The following is a 20585-nucleotide window of genomic DNA, read 5'->3' as shown; positions in this document are numbered from 1 at the left end:
GGGTCCGGCGCAGGAACATGGCGGATCAGTCCCCGGTCCCTGCCGCCGCGTCGAGCGGGAGCCGGGAGAGTCCGAGGCGGGTGCAGCGTTCGGTCGCGGGTGTGAGGATGCGTTCGGCCTCGCCGGCGTGACCCGCGCGCCGTAGTGCGACGCCGAGGAGGAACTGCGCGCGCAAACCGGCGAGCGGTCGGCGGTCGGCGTCGATGGCTTCCAGGAGGGCGCGCGCCCGGGCGACGGCCTCCTCGTGCCGGGCCGGGTCGGAGTCGGCCAGCAGCAGGCGGATGGCGGAGTCCTCGTCGGATTCGGCGGTGACGGTGGTGATTCCGTCGTCGTGGTGCGGGTTGCGCGGCCGGAGCATTTCCTCGGCCACGCCGGGGTCGAGGTCGAATCCGAGGCGGACCCACTCGTTGCGCACGCGCGCCGCCAGCCGGGGCAGGGCGAGGCGTTCGGCGTGGGAAGCCCCCTCGTTCAACAGCTCTCGCGCGCCGTCGCGATCACCGCGCAGTGCGCGCACCCGCGCGCCGACCGCGTAGGTGGCGATCATGAAGTCCACGCCGCCACCACCCTCGGTGACCGAATCCCTGCTCTCCTCCAGCAGGGCGTGGGCGGAGTCCAGATCGCCGGTCTCGTAACGCAATTCGCCGAAGGCGGCGCAGGCCAGCCGGGCGGCGTGCGAGGTGCGGCCCATCGTGGCGCGCGCGGTGTCGAGCGCCTCGCGGAACAGTTCCTCGGCGGCGGGCAGGTCCAGCTGGCGCAGGGCCGCCATCCCGGCGAAGCACCGCCCGTAGACGGACGCGAACGGCCCGCTCTCCTCGTGGTATCCGGCCGCCCACTGCTGGGCCCGGCGGGCGGCGTCGAAGTCGAAGCGGTAGATCGCGGTGAACGCGGCGACGTTCGCCGCGACGCCCGATACCCGCGGTGAGAACGCCTCGGGGCGGGCCAGCGCGTCGGCGAGCAGCCGATCCACCCCGGCCACCCGGTCGGCGAACAGCTCGGCGACCGCCTTGGCCACATCGGCTTCGGCGCGCAGGTCCGCGACTTCGGGTCCGCCCAGGGCGGCTTCGGCGAGCGCGGTCTCGAAACCCTCCAGTGCCACCGCGGTCGCCGCCGGGCGGCGCAGCACGATGTTCACCCACGCGGTGAGCAGATGCACCTCGGGCTTGGCGCGGATCGCGTGCGCGGGCAACTTGGCCAGAATCCCTTGGAGCAGCGCGATTTTGGAATGCTCCAGCAGGTGGGCGCCGTCGGCCTCCACGAGATCGGCAGCCCGCTCGGGGTCGTTGGCGGCGAGCGCGTGCTCGACGGCGTCGTTGAGCAGGTGGTGGCGCGCGAACCAGTCGGCCGCCCGCAGGTGCAGCGCGGGCAGCTCGCCGGGCCGGTCGTGGGCCAGGCGTTGCCGCAGGTACCCGGCGAAGAGCTGGTGGTAGCGGAACCATGCCCGATCGGTGCCCGCCCGCTGGAGGAACATGCCGCGGTCGCAGATATCGGCCAGCAGTTCCTCGGCGTCGGCGCGGCCGGTGAGTTCGGCCGCGAGGTCGCCGCACACCCGCTCGCACAGGGACGTGGACATCAGGAAGTCGAGCGTCTCGGGTGCCATGGCGGCCAGCACGTTCTCGGCGAGGAACTCCCCGATATCGGGATGTTCGGTGAGCCGGTCGATCAGGTGCGCGGGCACCTCGCCGGCCCGCAGCGAGAGCACAGCGAGTTGCAGCGCCGCGACCCAGCCGTCGGTGCGGTGGGCCAGCGACATGGCCTCCTCGCGCGAGAGCCGCACGCCGCCCGCCTCCGCGAGGAACGCCCGCACCTCGTCGGTGTCGAAACGCAGTGCCGCCGCGCCGATCTCGACGAGTTCGCCGTGAATGCGCAACCGGCTCAACGGAAGTTCGGGCCGTGCGGTGCTCGTCACCACGATCGGCAGGTGGTGGCACCCGTGGTCGAGCAGGTACCGGACGGCCGCCACCGTGGTGGGCGCAGTGACCCGCTGCCAGTCGTCCAAGAACACCGTGACCCGCTCGTCGCCGCCGTGCAGGCCGTCGATCAGCGCCGTCAGCACGGCGCGGGCGGGGTCCTCGGCGGTGGTGTCCAGCACGCGGTCCAGCTCGTCGGCCAGGTGCGGGACGGCCGGGCGCAGCGCGGCCACCAGGTGGGCGAGGAACCACGCGAGGTTGTTGTCGTCCTCGTCCACCGTCAGCCACGCCGCCGCGGCGCCGGTGTCGCGGAGCTCGTCGTGCCACTGTGCGGCCAGGGTGGTCTTGCCGAATCCGCTCGGCGCGTGGATCGAGATGAGGCGGGTGCGTTCCCCGGCCCGCAGCAGATCCAGCAGCCGTTTCCGGGCGAGCGGGCTGCGCGCCGGCGTGGGCGGCCGGTACTTGGTCGCGGGAGTGGGTGGGGCCGTGGCTGTTTCGCGGATCGGCGGGGCGGGAGTGGCCGAGGGCAGCAACAGCGCGTCGACGGGTGAACCGGTGTGGCGCTGCGCTTCTCGGATCTCCTCGCCCAGCGCGGCCGCGCTCTCCGGACGGTCGGTGGGCTCGGTGGCCATGGCGTGCTCGATGACGGTGCGGACCTCGTCGGGCACGCCGCGCTCGGCCAGATCGGTGACCGGCTGCGCGCTCACCCGCAGGAACTGCGTCAGCACCTGCTCGCCCGCGCGCCGCTCGTAGGCGACGTGGCCGGTGAGCGCGCAGAACAGCGTGGCGCCCAAGCCGTACAGATCCGAGGCCTCGGTCGGCGCCGCGCCGCGCAGCACTTCGGGGGCAGTGAAAGCCGGTGTGCCGGTGACGATTCCGGTGGTGGTCCGGAAGCCGCCCGGGGTGCGGGCGATGCCGAAGTCGGTGAGTTCCGGTTCGCCGTAGTCGGTGATCAGGATATTGGCGGGTTTCACGTCGCGGTGCAGGATCCCGGCCCCGTGCGCGGTGGCCAGCGCGCCCGACATCTTGACGCCCAGCCGCAGGGTGGCCGACCAGTCCAGCGGGCCCGCCGCGCGGATGCGCTGTTCCAGCGAGCCGCGCGCGTGATACGGCATGACCAGATAGGAATGCCCGCCGCGCGTGGTGCCGACCTGGAAGACCGCGACGATGTGCGGGTGCCCGGACAAGCGGCCCATGGCCTGCTGTTCCCGGACGAAGCGGCCGAGCACATCGGGGTCGAGATCGCCGGTGAGGACCTTCACCGCGACGACTCGGTCCAGGTCGGGCTGGCTGCATCGGTACACGACGCCGAATCCGCCGCGCCCGATCTCCCGCGCGTCCTCGAAACCTTCGGCGCCCAGCTCCGCGAGGATCCCCGAGGCGGCGGCTCTGCGCTGCGTCGGCGGCATATCGGCCATCGCGGGCCTCGATTCGGGCGTGCTCGCGGCCGGCCGGAACCGGCCCTTTCTGCGAGGATAACCCCGTTCGCTACACCTTTGCCCCGGCCAGCCGCTGCGCGTGTCGCCGGGCCGAGGCGGCCAGCTCGCGCTCCCGTCCGCTGTCGGGTCCGCCCTCGCCCGCCAGGTGCTCGTGCAGCCGCGCCTTCGCCGCGTACCAGCGGGCCAGCGAGTCCGCGTCGGCCCCGCTGGACGGGCGTGTCAGGCACAGGGTCTGCATCTCGATCAGTACGTTCATCTCGGTCCTCCGGCGCTCACTCGAGGACCGCCACTCCGCGCGGATCGCGCGCGGCGTTCCCGTCCTCGAACCCTGTCTCGATGTCGTCGGCGCGGTAGCGATTCGTTACTGACGCGTCCCCGGCGCCTCGCGCCGACCGTCTGGGTCACGCCGGGGCCGATCCGGGAATTCGCCACCAGGTTGCGATGGGGGATATGCGTGACCATCGGTACCGATGTGGGCCACGCCTCGGGGCACGCACACTGAAACGGCGCGATTGCCCGACCTGTGGTCTGATATGGGCCAACGGCCGAACTCGATATGTGAAGGATGCAGTGCTCGGATGGATGGGGTTCGTCGCGCCGTTCGAGGTCGTGGGCGCCGCAGATCGGCCGCGCCGCAGTTCGGTCAGCTGCTGACAGCCGCGGTCGATTCGGCCGCCGACCGGGTTGCGATCAGCTATGACCCGTCCGGGGATCCGGCCGACCGGCGTACCCTCACCTACCGGGAGCTCGACGCGGCCTCCTCGCGACTGGCGCGCGCTCTGATCGAGCGCGGCGTCGGCCCCGGCGACGTGGTGGCCGCCGGATTGACCCGTTCCGCCGAATCGGTGCTGGTGGTGTGGGCCGTGGCCAAGACCGGCGCCGCCTATGTCCCCGTCGATCCGACGCTGCCGCCGGATCGCATCGCCTACCTCGTCGAGGACTCGGGCGCGGTGCTCGGGCTCACCGCCGTCGAACACCGTGAGCGCCTCGGCGCCGGTCTCGAATGGCTGGCCCTGGACGATCCGACGTTCGCCGCCGCGGTCGCCGCCCAGCCCGCGCATCCGGTGTCCTACGTCGACCGTGTGCGTGCCCTGCACGAGCGGCACCCCGCCTACGTCATCTACACCTCCGGTTCGACCGGGCGGCCCAAGGGCGTCGTCGTCACCCACACCGGCCTGGCCGCGCTCGTCACGGCCCAGCGTGAGCGGTACGCGGTGGACGAGAGCGCGCGTGTGCTGCATGTGTGCTCGCCGAACTTCGACGTGTCCGTGCTGGAGATGTTGCTGGCGTTCGGGTCGGGCGCCACGCTGGTCGTCTCGCCGCCGACCGTCTTCGGCGGTCCGGAGCTGGCCGAGCTGATCCGCCGCGAGCGCCTCACGCACGTGCTGATCACGCCCGCCGCGCTGGAGTCGGTGGAGCCGGCGGGGCTGGACGACCTGCGCGTCGTGGTGGTCGCGGGTGACGCGTTCGGCCCCGGCCTCGTGGACCGGTGGGCGCGCGACGGACGCGCCTTCTTCAACGGCTACGGCCCCACCGAGGCCACCATCCTGGCCACCGGCACCTCCGAACTGCGGCCGGGCGAGCCGATCACCATCGGCTCCGCGCTGCCCGGGGTCGGCGCGGTGGTGCTGGACTCGCGGCTGCGCCCGGTCCCCGCCGATGTGACCGGTGAGCTGTACTTGTTCGGTCCCGCGCTCGCCCAGGGCTACCTCGGGCGCGCCGGACTCACCGCCGAGCGGTTCGTGGCGAGCCCGTTCGCCGGCGACGAGGGCGCGCGCATGTACCGGACCGGCGATCTGGTGCGCCGTCGCGCCGACGACGGCGCGCTCGAGTATCTGGGACGGTCCGACTTCCAGGTGAAGATCCGCGGCTTCCGCGTGGAACTCGGCGAGATCGATGCCGCTCTCACGGCGCACCCCGCCGTCGACTACGCCGCGACGCTGGGCAAGGTCGCGCCCTCGGGGGCGACGGTGCTGGTGTCGTACGTGCTGACCAGCACGGACGTGGACGCCGACGAGCTCACCGCCTTCGTGGGCGCCACGCTGCCCGGACACATGGTGCCGTCGATGATCGTGCCGATCGACGCTATTCCCTTGACCGCCAACGGAAAACTGGACCGGAGGGCGCTGCCGGAGCCGGTGTTCGAGGTGGCGGCCTCGCGCGCACCGTCGGGGCCGGTAGAGACGCGGATCGCGGAGTTGTTCGCCGAGGTGCTGGGCGTGCGGCGGGTCGGCGCGGAGGATTCGTTCTTCGCCGCGGGTGGCGACAGCATCCTGTCCATTCAGCTGGTGTCGCGGGCCAGGGCGGCCGGTCTCGCGTTCACCCCGCAGGACGTGTTCGAGCAGCGGACGGTCGCCGGCCTCGCGCGCGTCGCGGTGGTCGGCGCCGGGCAGGCGACGGTGCTCGCGGAACTGCCGGGCGGCGGCGTGGGCGTCATGCCCGCGACTCCGGCGGTGCTCGCGCACGTGTCGGGCGGTCGTGCGTTCCCGCGCTTCACCCAGCACATGGTGCTCGCGCTGCCGCCGGATGCGGCGCGGGCGGACGTGGTGGCGGTGCTCGACGCGGTGCTGAACCATCACGACATGCTGCGCGCCCGGCTGCGGTCCACGGGGGAGCGGTGGGAGCTGGAGGCGCTGCCTGCGGTGTCGGCGGAATCCCTGCTCGAGCGTGTCGACGTGGCGCCCGGTGCGGAGGCGGCCCAGATTGCCGAGGCCGCCATGGATTCCGCGGTCGACCGGCTCGATCCGGCCACCGGGCGCATGGTGGCATTCACGTGGTTGTCCCGGCCGGACGGACCCGACGCTTTGCTGGTCGCGGCGCATCACTATGTGATCGACGGTGTTTCGTGGCGGGTGCTGATCTCGGACCTCGTGCTGGCGTGGGCGCAGCACTCGGCGGGGCAACCGATCGCGCTGCCCGCCGTCGGCACGTCCTTCCGCCGCTGGGCGCACGGCCTGGCCGAGGCGGCGAGCGACCGCACGGACGAATTGCCTTACTGGCGTGATGTTCTCGCGGTCGCCGACCCGATACTCGGTGTACGCGAACCGGATCCGTCGGTGGACACCGCGGCCACGGTGCGTACCGTCACGGTGACGTTGCCGCCCGAGGCCACGCACGCCGTGCTGACCGAACTGCCGAACCGCTACCGGGCCGGTGCGAACGACGGACTGCTCGCCGCGCTCGCCCTCGCGGTGCGCACGTGGCGCGCTGCACGTGGTGTCGACGCACCCGCTACCCGCGTGCGGTTGGAAGGGCACGGGCGTGAGGAAAGCGCCGTCCCCGGAGCCGATCTCACGCGCACGGTCGGCTGGTTCACCAGCATGTACCCCGTGGCGCTCGACCTGTCCGGTCTCGACGCACAGGCCGCGTGGCACGGTGGCGCGGCCACGGCGGCGCTGCTGAAGTCGGTCAAGGAACAGCTGAATGCCGTGCCGGACAAGGGCATCGGTTTCGGCATCCTGCGCCACTTGGGTGCCGCTGCGCTGGAGGGATCGCTCGGCCAGATCGGCTTCAACTACCTGGGCCGCGTCTCCTCCGGCGAGGTGCCCGAGGCGCTGTCGGACGGCAGCTGGTTGCCGACCGCCGAATGGGGCGATCCCGCACCCGCTCCGGACGCGGACATGCCCGCCGCGGCGGTGGTGGATATCAATGCGATCGTAGGTGATTCGGCCGACGGCCCGCGCCTGACCGCCTCGTTCTCCTACGCCTCGGCCCTGCTCGACGAGGCCGCCGTGCGCGAGCTGGCGGAGTCGTGGATCGCCGCGTTGACGGTGCTGGCGGAGCACGCGCACGATCCCGCCGCGGGTGGTCTGACGCCGTCGGACGTTCCGCTGGTCCGGGTCACCCAGGCCGAAATCGACATCTGGGAGCGGGAGCGCCCCGGCCTGTCCGACGTGCTGCCGCTCGCGCCGTTGCAGGGCGGATTGCTGTTCCTGACCCAGGTTTCGGACGATCGCGACCCGTACCTGCTGCAACTGGCAGTGGAACTGTCGGGTGTGGTGGATCTGGACCGGTTGCGCCGTTCGGCGCAGGCGGTGCTGGATCGGCACGCCGCGCTGCGGTCGGCGTTCGGCGCGACGGCCGAGGGCGTGCCGGTCCAGATCGTCGCCGAGGGGCTGCCGGTGCCGTGGCGGGTGACCGAGGCGGCCGACACCGAACCCACGGAACTGCTTGCGGCGGAGGCCGTTACGGGATTCGACCCCGCCGTCGCACCGCTGCTGCGGTTCACGGTGTACCGCGCCGAGTCCGGCCGGATGCACCTGGTGCTCACCGCGCACCACCTGCTGCTGGACGGCTGGTCCATGCCGTTGCTGATGAAGGAACTCCTGATCGCCTATGCGGCGGACGGGGATTCGACGCTGCTCGCCCCGGTGCGGCCGTACCGGGACTACCTCGCGTGGCTGGCCAGCTACGACCGTGACGGTGCCAGGGAGGCGTGGCGCACCGCGCTCGAGGGTCTGCATCCGTTCCGGTTGACCGAGGTAGTGCCGCGACCTTCCGTGCCGGGGGAGGGGCACGGGGAATGCGCGGCGGATCTGTCGGCGGAGGAGACGGCCGCGCTGGTCGCGTTCGCCTCGGCGCACGAAATCACGGTCAACACCGTCGTGCAGGCGGCGTGGGGCCTGGTGCTGGCGTCCGGCGCCGGTCGGGACGATGTGGTGTTCGGCGCCGTGGTGTCGGGCAGGCCGCCGCAGGTGGACGGCGTGGACGACATGGTGGGCCTGTTCGCCAACACCCTGCCGGTGCGAGTCCGCTTCGACGCCGCGTCGCCCGTCGGCGAGCTGCTGAAAGCGCTGCAAGCGGAACAGGTTTCGCTGCTGGATCGGCACCAGATCGGGTTGGCGGAGATCCAGCGGATCGCGGGGGCGGGGGAGCTGTTCGACTCCCTGGTGGCCTACGAGTCCTATCCGGTGGACGCCGAGGGACTGCGCCAGGCGTACGGGTCCATCGACGGTCTGGAGATCGCCGATCTGCACGGCGTGAACGTCACGCACTATCCGGTGGCGGTGCAGGTCGAGCTCGGCGGCGAGCTGCGGGTCAGGCTCCAGCATCGCCGCGACCTCGTCACCGAGGAAGCCGCGCGAGCGCTGGCCGACCGACTGCGGGCGGTGCTGGGCGAGGTGGTCGCCGCGCCCGAGCGCACGCCCGCCGAAGTGGACGCCGCGCTGGACCGGCGCGGGGATGTGCTGAGCCGGACCCGATACTGGCGCTCGGTGCTCGACGGCCTGCCCGTCGAGCTGAATCTTCCGGTAGATCACCAGATTTCGCCGATGTCGGCGTCCACGGGCTCCTTCGACTTCCCCGTCGATCACGCACTCGAACAACTGGCGCGCTCCCACGACACCACCGTCTTCACCGTCGCGTACGCGGCATTCGCCGCGCTGCTGGCGCGACTATCCGGGGCCGGGGACATCGCGATCGCCGCGCTCGCCCCCGGCCCGGAGACGTCGGACGCCGAGGACAGCCTGATCCTGCGCACCGATGTGCGCGGTGATGTTTCGATGGCCGATTTGCTCGCGCGTGCGGACGAGGTTGTCCGGCAAGCCTTCGCGAACGCCGACCTGCCGCTCGCCGAGGTGCTGCGGCTGCTCGGCCACGAGCCGCACGGCCCCCGTCACCCTCTGGCGCGGGTCATGGTGTCGTCCGGGGAGCGAATCCCGTTGGCGGCGAGCGCGTTCGACCTGTCCCTGCACGTCCGCGAGACCGAATCCGGTGTCGCCGCGCGGCTCACCTACGACCGCGACCTGTTCGAGGCGAGCACCGTGGCGGTGTTCGCCCAGCGCTTCCTGCGTCTGCTCGGCGCGGCCGTCGCGGCCCCTCGGACGCCTCTCGGCGACCTGCCCCTGCTGGCCGATATCGAGTTCGCCGAACTCACCTCGGTCGCCCCGGACGACGTGATGGCCACGGGCCTGCTGCCGGATCTCCTGGTCCGAGGTGTCGCCTTCGGCCGCGACCGCGTCGCCGTGAGATACCTCGACCGGTCGGTCACCTACGGCGAACTCGACTCGGTCACTTCGCGAGTGGCGCGCCTGCTGATCGATCGCGGTATCGGTCCGGAGCGGCTGGTCGCCGTGGCGTTGCCCCGCTCCTACGACATGGTGGCTTCGGTAGTCGCTGTCGCCAAGGCCGGCGGCGCGCATATTCCGCTCGACCCCGGCTACCCTGCGGATCGCCTGCGGCACATGGTGATCGACTCGGGTGCGGCGCTGGGCATCACCGTCGCCGAGTACGCCGACCGCCTGCCGCGCGATATCGACTGGCTGGTGCTGGACGATCCGGCCACCGACCAGGCCTGCGCCGCCTACTCGGACGCTCCCGTCACCGACGCGGATCGCCGTGCGCCGCTGCGTATGTCGAACCCGGCCTACGTCATTTACACCTCCGGATCGACCGGTGTGCCCAAGGGCGTGACGGTCACCCACGCCGGCCTGGGCGGTCTGCTGGACGAGGCGGTACGCCGCTACGGGATCACTGCCGAGCACCGGATGCTGCACATCTGCGCGCCGAGTTTCGATCCCTCGGTGCTGGAGTGGTTGTGCGCGTTGGCCTCCGGCGCGACGTTGGTGGTGGTGCCGCCGCAGGTGGCGGGTGGCGCGGAACTCGGCGAGCTGCTGCGCGCGGAGGCCGTCACGCACGCGATCATCACCCCGGCCGTGCTCGGCACCGTCGACCCCGCCGGGCTCGACGCGCTCGAAGTGCTGTCGGTGGGTGGCGATGTCACCACGCCGGACCTGCTCGCGGCCTGGCAGCCCGGCCGCCGCTACCTCAACGGTTACGGGCCCACCGAGACCACGATCATCTCCTCCTACGCCGAACTCGTTGCCGGACAGCCGATCACGGTGGGTGAACCGGTGCGCGGCATGTCGGCGCTGGTGCTCGACGCGCGGCTGAAGCCGGTGCCGCCGGGTGTCGCGGGCGAGTTGTATCTGGCGGGCGGTGGGCTGGCGCGCGGCTACCGGCACCGCTCCGGCCTGACCGCGCAGCGGTTCGTCGCCGACCCCTGGGGCGCGCCGGGTGCGCGGATGTACCGCACCGGCGATATCGTCCGCTGGCGCTCGGCGGCGCCGGGCCGGCGCGCGCTCGAGTACGTCGGTCGCGGCGACGAGCAGGTGAAGGTGCGGGGATTCCGCGTCGAACTCGGGGAGATCGATGCCGTGCTCACCGCGCACGCCGATGTCGCCACCGCCGTAACCGTGGCCCGCGCGACGACTTCCGGTGCGACGGCGCTGGTGTCGTACGTGGTCGCCACACCGGGCCGGACCGTGGAGACCGCCGCGCTCACCGAGCACGCCGCCGCCGTGCTACCCGCGCACATGGTGCCTGCGGCGGTCGTTGTGCTGGCCGCGCTGCCGCTGACCACCAACGGCAAGGTTGATCGAAAAGCGTTGCCGGAGCCGGTCTTCGAGACGACCTCGTCGCGTGCGCCGCTGAACCCGGTCGAGGCTCGGCTGGTCGAACTGTTCGCCAAGGTGCTCGGCCTGCCCGAGGTGGGGGTGGACGATTCGTTCTTCGCGATCGGCGGCGACAGCATCCTGTCCATCCAGCTGGTGTCGCGAGCCAAAGCGGCGGGTCTGATCTTCACCGCGCGTGATGTGTTCGAGCAGCGCACCGTCGCCGCGCTCGCCCGGGTCGCGGGCGCGACCGGTACGGCGGCCACGGTGCTGGCGGAACTGCCCGGCGGCGGCGTCGGTGACGTCCCGCTCACGCCGATCCTCGCCGAATCCCTCGCCACCGGCGTGCACAACCGTTTCGCCCAGACGATGGTTCTGGCCCTGCCCGAGGGCATCGACCGGGCGGGCCTGGTCGCCACGCTCGGTGCGGTGGTCGATCGCCACGCCGCCCTGCGTGCGCGGGTGTCGAATGAGGACGGGCGGTGGCGGTTCGAGGTTCAGCCTGTCGGTGCGGTCGATGTGGACGCACTGGTTTCGGAGCTCGAGGTCCCGTCCGCTCCACCGCGCGCTGCTCGTGGCGACTCGACGACACCGGCACCGATCGGGGTCGGGGACGTGGATGCTGTGCAGGAGCCGGGTGCGTGGGCCCGAGAAGTGTCCTCCGATATCGGCGGCGCGGCAATGGATTCCGCGCTGTCCACCCTCGACCCCGCAGCCGGTCGCATGATCGCCTGCGCCTGGGTGCGCAGACCCGGCGGCCGCGACGTGCTCGCGATTGCGGCGCACCACTACGCGATCGACGGCGTGTCCTGGCGGATCGTGATCCCCGATCTCGTGACGGCGTGGGCACAACACGCTGCGGGGCAGCGGATTTCGCTCCCCGAGGTCGGCACGTCCCTGCGGCGCTGGGCGCACGCCCTGGTCGACGCGGCACCGGCGCGTGCCGACGAAATCGACTACTGGCAAAGGATATTGGCGACACCTGATCCGCTGTTCGGCCCTCGCGCGCTCGACGGCGCCGTGGACACCGAGGCGACGGTCCGGTCGTTCACCGTCCGCGTTCCCGCCGGGGTGAGCGAGGCGCTGCTGAGGGCGCTGCCCGCTCGCTATCGCGGCGGTGTGCACGACGGCCTGCTGGCGGCGCTCGCCCTGGCGGTGCGGAAGTGGCGGGCGCGGCGCGGCCTCGACACCCCGGTCACGCGGCTTCGCCTGGAAGGTCACGGGCGGGAAGAAACGGTCGTTCCCGGCGCCGATCTCACGCGCACCGTCGGCTGGTTCACCAGCGTGTACCCCGTCTCGCTCGATCTGTCTCCCTTCCCTGTGGACGCCGACGACGCCGCGCTCGCCGCGATTCTGCGATCGGTCAAGGAACAGTTGATCGCCGTGCCGGACAAGGGCATCGGCTTCGGCATGCTGCGCGCTCTGCACCCCGCCGCGGCCGACGCGCTCGCGGGCGACATCGGTCAGATCGGCTTCAACTACCTGGGCCGCACCTCCACCGGCGAGGTCGGCGACGGAAGTTGGCTGCCGACAGCCGAATTGGGCGAGTTCGAGATCGAGTACGCCCGCACGATGCCGCTGTCCACGGTCGTCGACATCAACGCCCTCGCGGCCGACACCGACGCGGGCACCGTGCTGGACGCGAGTTTCCGGTACGCGGGCGACCTGCTGGCCGAGGCCGACGTCCGCGAGCTGGCCGACGAGTGGACCGCAGCCCTCGCCGCGCTCGCCGCCCACTTGGACCACCCGGAGGCGGGCGGTCTCACCCCGTCGGACGTGCCGTTGGTGCGGACCGGTCAGACCGAGCTGGACGGCTGGCGGCGGGTGTACGGCGAGCTGGCCGATGTGCTCCCGCTCTCGCCGCTCCAGGGCTCGCTGCGGGTTCTCATGGAACTGCTGGACGGTTCCGTCGACGCCTACGTCATCCAGCTCGCGGCGCGCCTGCGCGGCGACCTCGATGTCGACCGATTGCGCCGGGCCGCGCAGACCATCCTCGACCGGCACGCCAATCTGCGCGCCGCGTTCGTGACCGCCGCCGACGGCAGCCAGGTGCAGGTGATCGCGGACCGCGTGGCGGTGCCGTGGCGCGTGGTCGGCGAGGTCGAGGAGGCCGAGCTGCCCGGTCTGCTCGTCGCCGAACAGCGGCGCGGCTTCGACCCAGCTGTGGCCCCCCTGCTGCGATTCACGCTGTACACCACCGGTCCCGGCTGCGCGCACCTGGTGCTGACCGGTCATCACATCCTGCTCGACGGCTGGTCCATGCCGCTGCTCATGAAGGAGCTGCTGGTCCTGTACGCCACCGGCGGCGACACCGTGCCGCTGCCCGCCGTGCGGCCCTACCGCGACTACCTGCGCTGGCTCGCCCGCCAGGACCGGGAGGCGGCGCGGGCGGCCTGGTTGACGGTGCTCAGCGACGTGAGCCCGACCTTGCTCGGTCCGGAACTCACCTGGCCCGCGCCCACCGGCGACGGTTTCGGCCTCTGCGAATTCGCGCTGAGCGACACCGAGACCTCGGCGCTGACCACCTACGCGTCCGCCGCCGAGGTCACCCCGAATACCGTCGTGCAGGCGGCTTGGGGCCTGGTCCTGGCGGGGGCGACCGGGCGCGACGACGTGGTGTTCGGCGCCACCATCTCCGGCAGGCCCGCCCAGCTCGACGGCGTCGGCGACATGATCGGCCTGTTCGTGGACGCCATCCCGGTGCGCGTGCGGTTCGCACCGGACAAGACCGCCCGCGACCTGGTGGACGAGCTGCAAGTCGAGCAGGCGTCACTGCTCGACCACCACCACCTGGGCCTGGACGCCATCCAGCGCGTGACCGGCCTGGGCGAATTGTTCGACACCATGCTGGTTTTCGAGTCCTACCCGGTGGACGAGGAAGGGCTGCGGCACGCGAGCGGCGCGCTCGACGGCCTGCGCATCGACGACCTGCGCGGTTCGGACCACACGCACTACCCGATCACCGTGCTCGTGTTCCTGAACGAGACGCTGGTGGTGCAGGTGAAGTACCGCCGCGACCTGGTGTCCGAGGAGGCCGCGCGCGCCGTGGCCGCCCGCCTGCGGCGCGTGCTCGGCGACCTCGTCGCGGACGCCGACCGGGCCGCGGCGGAGATCGCGCTGCTGCAAACCACCGACGCGGGCGATCCGCTCACGCGGTCGCGCTACTGGCGCACGGCGTTGGCAGGGTTACCGGAACGCCTCGACCTGTCGGGAATCTCGGGCCGAGTCGATGGCCACGTCGTATACCCGGAGCCGGTCGAGCATCAGCACATTCGACAGAACACGCCTCGCGGTCGCCTGGAATTCACCGTCCCGGAAACGATCCGCGATGGAGTCCACTCGCTGGCCGACCGCGCGGGCGTCACCCGATTCGCGGTCGCGCGCACCGCGCTCGCGGTGCTGCTGGCACGGCTGACCGGCTCCGACGATCTGGCGATCGGCACGCCCGTGCCGGGCGGGGTGCACGCCGAACTGGTGTTGCGCAGCAAGGTGGATCGCGCGGCGGGCTTCCTCGATCATCTCGGCGAGGCGCACCGCACGGAATTCGACGCCGTCGCGCACGCGGACATCCCGTTCGAGGATCTGGTCGACCTGGCGGGGGCGACACGGGCACCAGGCGGGCATCCGTTGTTCCAGGTGTCGCTCTCGTACCGGATACCGCCCGACGCGGCCGCCGATCTGGCGATGGCGCTGCCGGAAGCGGGGCACGGCGAGATGTCCTTCTCGCGTGACATTTTCGACGACGCGGGTGCCGATCTTCTCGTGCGCCGCTTCCTGCGCCTGCTCGGCGCGGTGGTGGAGAACCCGGAGACTCCCGTCGGAGACCTGCCGGTCCTCGTCGGCGACGAGCACGAACAGCTGACCCGGCAGAACGGCGGCACACCACCGCCCGCCGCGACGCTGCCGGAATTGCTCTGCCACGGTGTGGAATTCGGACGCGCCCGCACAGCGGTGCGCGCCGCCGGTCGCGAATACGCCTACGGTGAGCTCGACGCCCGGTCCTCGCGACTGGCCCGCGTCCTGATCGCGCGCGGCGCCGGTCCCGAAACCGTGGTCGCACTGGCCCTGCGCCGCTCGTACGAGATGATCGTCGCGATATGGGCGGTCGCCAAGACCGGCGCGGCGTACCTGCCGATCGACCCGTCCCACCCCGCCGAACGGGTGCGCTACCTGGTCGAGGACTCCGGCGCGGCGCTCGGGCTCACCGTCGCCGAGCACGCGCCCGGCCTGTCCGGCGCGGTCACCTGGCTGACGCTCGACGATCCCGCCCTGACCGACGTGTGCGCTACCCGTTCGGACGAGCCGATCACCGACGCGGATCGCCTCGCACCACTGCGTATCTCGCACGCCGCCTACGTGATCTACACATCCGGCTCGACGGGACTCCCCAAGGGCGTGACCGTCACTCATGCCGGATTGTCCTCCCTCGTCGCACATTCCACCGGCCTACTCGGGCTGCGCGAGCACCACCGCATGCTGCACGTGTGCTCGCCGGGCTTCGATCAGTCCGTCGAAGAGCTGGTCACCGCGTTCCACGCCGGGGCCACCGTGGTCGTCGCGGACCCCGATATCGTCGGCGGTGCGGAACTGCACGACCTCCTCCGCACGGAGCGGGTGACCCACACGATCATCACGCCGACGCTGCTCGGCACCCTCGACCCCGCGCACCTCGACCACCTGGAAGTCGTCTCCGCCGGCGGCGAGGCCACCACCCCCGAACTCCTCGAGAAGTGGGCGCCCGGCCGCCGATTCGTCAACGGATACGGCCCCACCGAGACCACGGTCGGCGCGACCTACACGACTCTGACCGTGGGGCAACGGATCACGATCGGCCGCCCGGTGCCCGGCCTGCGCGCGACCGTGCTCGACAGCCGCCTGCACCCCGTGCCGGTCGGCGTCACCGGCGAGCTGTACCTCTCCGGTCCCGCGCTGGCCCGCGGCTACCACGCGCGCTCGGTTCTCAGCGCGGAGCGCTTCGTCGCCGACGCCTGGGGGAGGCCTGGCGAGCGCATGTATCGCACGGGCGATCTGGTCCGGTGGCTCGAGACGCCCGCCGGACCGGAGTTGGAATACCTGGGCCGCACGGACTTCCAGGTCAAGATCCGCGGTTACCGCATCGAACTCGGCGAGATCGACGCCGTCCTCGTCGCGCATCCCGGTGTCGACATCGCCGTCACCATCGGGCGTGAGAATGCCAGCGGGGCAACGGCACTCGTCTCCTATGTGACCGGCTCCGATCTGAACGCCGACGTGCTCACCGAATGGGCGGCGCGCGCACTTCCGGCGCACATGGTTCCGTCCGCGATCGTCGTCCTCGACGCGCTCCCGCTGACTCCGGTGGGCAAACTCGACCGAAAGGCCCTGCCCGCACCGGAATTCGCGGCGCGCGCCTATCGGGAACCCTCGTCCACCGCCGAACACCTGGTGGCCGAGGTCTTCGCCGAGGTGCTGGGCGTCGAGCGCGTCGGCGCCGACGACAACTTCTTCGACCTCGGCGGCAATTCGCTGCTGGCCACCCGCGTCACCGCCCGGCTCGGCGCCGCGCTCGACACCCGCGTCCCGGTGCGCGTCCTGTTCACCGCGCCCACCGTGGCCGCCTGTGCCCGCGAACTCGCGGCCGCACCAGGAGCCGAGAACCGCCCGGCACTCGTCGCGGGCCCACGGCCGCAAGACATTCCGCTCTCGCCCGCGCAGCAGCGGATGTGGTTCCTCAACCGGTTCGACACCACCTCGACGGCCTACACCATCCCCGTCGCCCTCCGGCTCACCGGCGATCTGGACGTGGACGCGATGCGCGCCGCCTTCACCGATCTCGTGACCCGCCACGAGATCCTGCGCACCGTGTATCCGCAGCGTGCGGACGGGCCGGTGCAGGTCGTGCTGCCGATCGAGCACCGCGACGTGCCGACGCTCGAAGTAGCACAAGCTGAGAACGTGGAATCGGCGGTGGCCGAGGTTGTTTCGACCACCTTCGACGTCACGGACGCGGTCCCGTTGCGCGCCGTGCTGTTCGGTGTGACCGACGGCGAGTACGTGCTCGCGCTGGTGGTACACCACATCAGCGCCGACGGCTTCTCCGGCGGCCCGCTCGTCCGCGATCTGGCCACCGCCTATCTGGCGCGGACCCAAGGGCGCGCACCGGCGTGGTCTCCGCTGCCGGTGCAGTACGCCGACTACACCCTGTGGCAGCGCGTGGTCCTCGGCGACGAGAACGATCCCGATTCCGCCGCTGCCGCTCAGCTCGCGTACTGGCGGGACGCCCTCGCCGGGCTGCCCGATCAGCTGGAACTGCCCAGGGATCGCCCGCGTCCGGCGGTGCAGTCCTTCGCGGGCGGGCAGGTGCCGCTGCGCGTCGACGCCGCCACACACGCCGCGCTCTCGGATCTCGCCCGGGCGCACGGCGCTACGCTGTTCATGGTCGTGCACACCGCCCTCGCGGTGTTGCTCGCGGAACTGTCCGGCACCGACGACATCGCGGTCGGCACCCCCGTCGCGGGTCGCGGTGACGCCGTGCTGGACGACCTGATCGGTATGTTCGTCAACACCCTGGTCTTCCGCACTCACGTGGATCACGACGCCGATTTCACCGAACTCCTGTCCCGCCAACGCGATTCCGACCTGCGCGCCTTCGCCCACGCCGACATCCCGTTCGAGCGCCTGGTGGAAGTGCTCAACCCGGCGCGTTCCACCGCGCGGCACCCGCTGTTCCAGGTGGGCCTGTCGTTCCAGAACCTCGCCCTCGCGCCGATGACGCTGCCCGGCCTGACCGTCTCCCCGTGGGAGATCGATCGACGACTCTCGCAGTTCGATCTGCACGTGATCGTGGCCGACGGCTACGACGAGCAGGGGCGCGCGATGGGCATCACGGGCCACATAACCTACGCGACAGCACTTTTCGACGAGTCGACCGTGCGAGAGTTCGCCGATCGATTCACCAGGCTGCTGGAGATCGTCGCGGGCCGACCGCGCGTGCGCGTGGGTGACATCGACCTCCTCACCCCGCGCGAGCGCGCCCTGATCCTCACCGATCGCAACCGCACCGCGCACCCGGTCCCCGCCGCCACCCTGGTCGCCCTGCTGGACGCGACGGTCGCCGCGACACCCGACGCGATCGCGCTGGTGGCGGCCGACGGCACCGCGACCGCCTACGCCGATCTGGACGCGCGGGTGAATCGCCTGGCGCGCTACCTGATCGCCACGGGCGTCCGCGCCGAATCGCGAGTCGCGCTCGCGCTGCGGCGCTCCGCGGACCTGGTGATCGCCATGTACGCGGTGAGCAAAGCGGGCGGCGCGTACGTGCCGATCGACCCCGACCAGCCCGCGCTGCGCCACGACCACATCCTCGAGACGGCCGAGCCGATCTGCGTGCTCACCGACGCCGACGCCGCGTTCACCACCGCGCGGGTCCCCGTCGTGCGCCTCGACCGGCTGCATCTCGCGGCGGTGGACGCCGGCCCGGTCACCGACGCCGACCGGCTCGTGCCGCTGCGGCAGGCACACACGGCCTACGTGATCTTCACGTCCGGTTCGACCGGCCGCCCGAAGGGCGTCGCCGTTACGCACGAGGCGATTGTCAACCAGTTGCGCTGGAAGACAGCCGAATTCGGCATGACCGCTGACGACGCCGTGCTGTTGAAGACGGCGGCGACCTTCGACCTGTCGGTCTGGGAGTTCTGGTCGGCGGCGGTGTGCGGCGGACGGGTGGTGCTCGCCGCGCCGGACGGCCACCGGGACCCCGAGTATCTGAACGAGCTGATGGCGCGCGAGGACGTCACCACCCTGCACGCCGTGCCGTCCATGCTGGACGCCCTGACAGCGGGCGCGCTCCCGAAGTCGCTGCGACGCATCCTCGCGATCGGCGAGGCGCTGCCGCCGGTGCTCGCGGAGCGAGTCGCCCGCGTCGCGCCCGACGCCGCGCTGTACAACGTGTACGGTCCCACCGAGGCGGCCGTGTCGATCACCAGCCATCGCGTGCGGTTCCCCGGCAACCTTCCGATCGGGACGCCGGTGTGGAACAGCCAGGTCTACGTGCTGGATGCCCGCCTGCGCCCGGTGCTGCCCGGCGTTCCCGGCGAGTTGTACGCGGCCGGTGCGCAATTGGCGCGCGGCTACTTCGGCAGGCCCGACCTCACGGCCGAGCGGTTCGTCGCGAACCCGTTCGAATCCGGCGCGCGGATGTATCGCACCGGCGACATGGTGGTCTGGAATGCCGAGGGCGAGTTGGAGTATCGCGGTCGCGCCGACTTCCAGGTGAAGATCCGCGGGTTCCGCATCGAGCTCGGCGAGGTCGACGCCGTGCTGTTCGACCACCCGGACGTCGCGGTGGCCGTAACCGTCGGACGCGAGAATCAAGCGGGTGCAACGGTTCTGGTGTCCTATGTGGTGCCCGCTCCCGGTCGCGCGCTCGAGGGCGATGAGCTGCTCACCTGGGCGGCCCGCAGTCTGCCCTCCCATATGGTGCCCGCCGCGATCGTCGTGCTCGACGAACTCCCGTTGAACTCCGTCGGCAAGCTCGACCGTGCCGCGTTGCCCACGCCGCCTCTGGCCACCCGCGCCTACCGCGCTCCCGGCACCGCGCTGGAGATCGCGGTATGCGCGGCCTTCGCGGACGTGCTGCGGGTGGATCGGATCGGCCTGGACGACAACTTCTTCGAGCTGGGCGGCACGTCACTGCTCGCAACCACGCTCGCCGCTCGGTTGAGTGATGTTGTCGCCGAACGGGTTCCGGTCTCCCGGATCTTCACCGCGCCCACTCCGGCGGCCATCGCGGCCGAATGCCGCTCGACAGCACCGGACTCGGCATTCGACATCCTGCTGCCCCTACGCCCGTCCGCCACCGGCGAACCGCTGTTCTGCGTCCACCCGATCGGCGGGATCGCCTGGTCGTTCGCGGGTCTCGCCGCCCACCTGGACCGCCCGATCTACGGACTCCAATCCCCGGCGCTGGGATCGGAAGCGCCCCTGCCGGATTCGATCGAGGACTGGGCGCGCGTCTACGTCGACCACCTCCGCACCGTGCAGCCGCACGGTCCGTACCACCTGCTGGGCTGGTCCCTCGGCGGCGTACTCGCCCACGCGATGGCGGTTCAGCTCCAGGACGAGGGCGAACAGGTCGCCCTACTGGCCATGCTCGACAGCCGCCTGCGTCACGTCGGCGACTACACCGCCACCGGGGTAACGCTCGCGGACCTCCTGGGTGGTCTGGCGGGAGTCGGCGTCCCCGGCTCCCCCGTCCGCGATGTGTCCCTCTGGGATCTCCGGCGCACTCACGGGGGCGCCTGCTCCGATCTGGAAGCCGCCGACGTGGGACCGTCGGATGACCCTGGCGCCGAAAGCATTCCGGCGACGGTCGCGCGAGTCGTCTCCCGGCGTCTGCCGGAACCGTTCGCGTCCATGGACCCCGCCCATCTCGAGCGCATCGTCACTGCCGCGCTCGCCTCGGCGAGCCTCGATGCCGAGTACCGCCCCCGTCCCTTCGACGGCGATCTCCAGTTCTTCACGGCGGCCGCCGACCCGCCGGCCGACCCGCCGGCCGATTCGTGGCGATCCTCGGTGACCGGTCGAATCCACGACCACCCACTCCCGGTCACCCACTGGCAGATGACTTCCCCGACAGCATTGGAGCGGATCGCCCGAGTGCTGGCGGGCATTCACGACCGCTGAACGACCGGTCCGCCCGCGCCGAGGCCGGATCGGCGTGGTGACCGCGACGCGCGCTGCGCGCCGACGCCCCGGCCGCGTCTCGCGTCAGTCGCCGGACATCGGCGGGAAGCGCGGCCGGAGCCCGCGTGAGAAGCGGCGGCCCGCCCTGGTGACGGTCGGCTGATATCCGAGAACTCCTGGTCACG

Annotated in this window: 3 protein-coding genes; 1 reads left to right on the top strand and 2 read right to left on the bottom strand. The window is 71.6% G+C overall.

Annotated elements, in window-relative coordinates; all coding sequences use genetic code 11:
• Nucleotides 1-25 precede the first annotated feature (25 nt).
• Complete coding sequence (locus OHB21_RS00755; RefSeq protein WP_195125673.1) at nt 26-3325, bottom strand: serine/threonine-protein kinase; 3300 nt, start codon at nt 3323-3325, stop codon at nt 26-28.
• A gap of 70 nt (nt 3326-3395) precedes the next feature.
• Nucleotides 3396-3602, bottom strand: coding sequence for a hypothetical protein (locus OHB21_RS00750; protein WP_067508604.1), 207 nt, complete (start codon nt 3600-3602; stop codon nt 3396-3398).
• A 322-nt stretch (nt 3603-3924) separates the two neighbouring features.
• On the opposite strand from OHB21_RS00750, the gene OHB21_RS00745 reads away from it, so the two are divergent.
• Nucleotides 3925-20400, top strand: coding sequence for an amino acid adenylation domain-containing protein (locus OHB21_RS00745; protein ID WP_228791182.1), 16476 nt, complete (start codon nt 3925-3927; stop codon nt 20398-20400).
• Nucleotides 20401-20585 lie beyond the last annotated feature (185 nt).

Source organism: Nocardia puris, assembly GCF_036051655.1.
Classification (GTDB): domain Bacteria; phylum Actinomycetota; class Actinomycetes; order Mycobacteriales; family Mycobacteriaceae; genus Nocardia; species Nocardia puris.
This window is presented reverse-complemented; position numbering and strand designations above follow the sequence as displayed.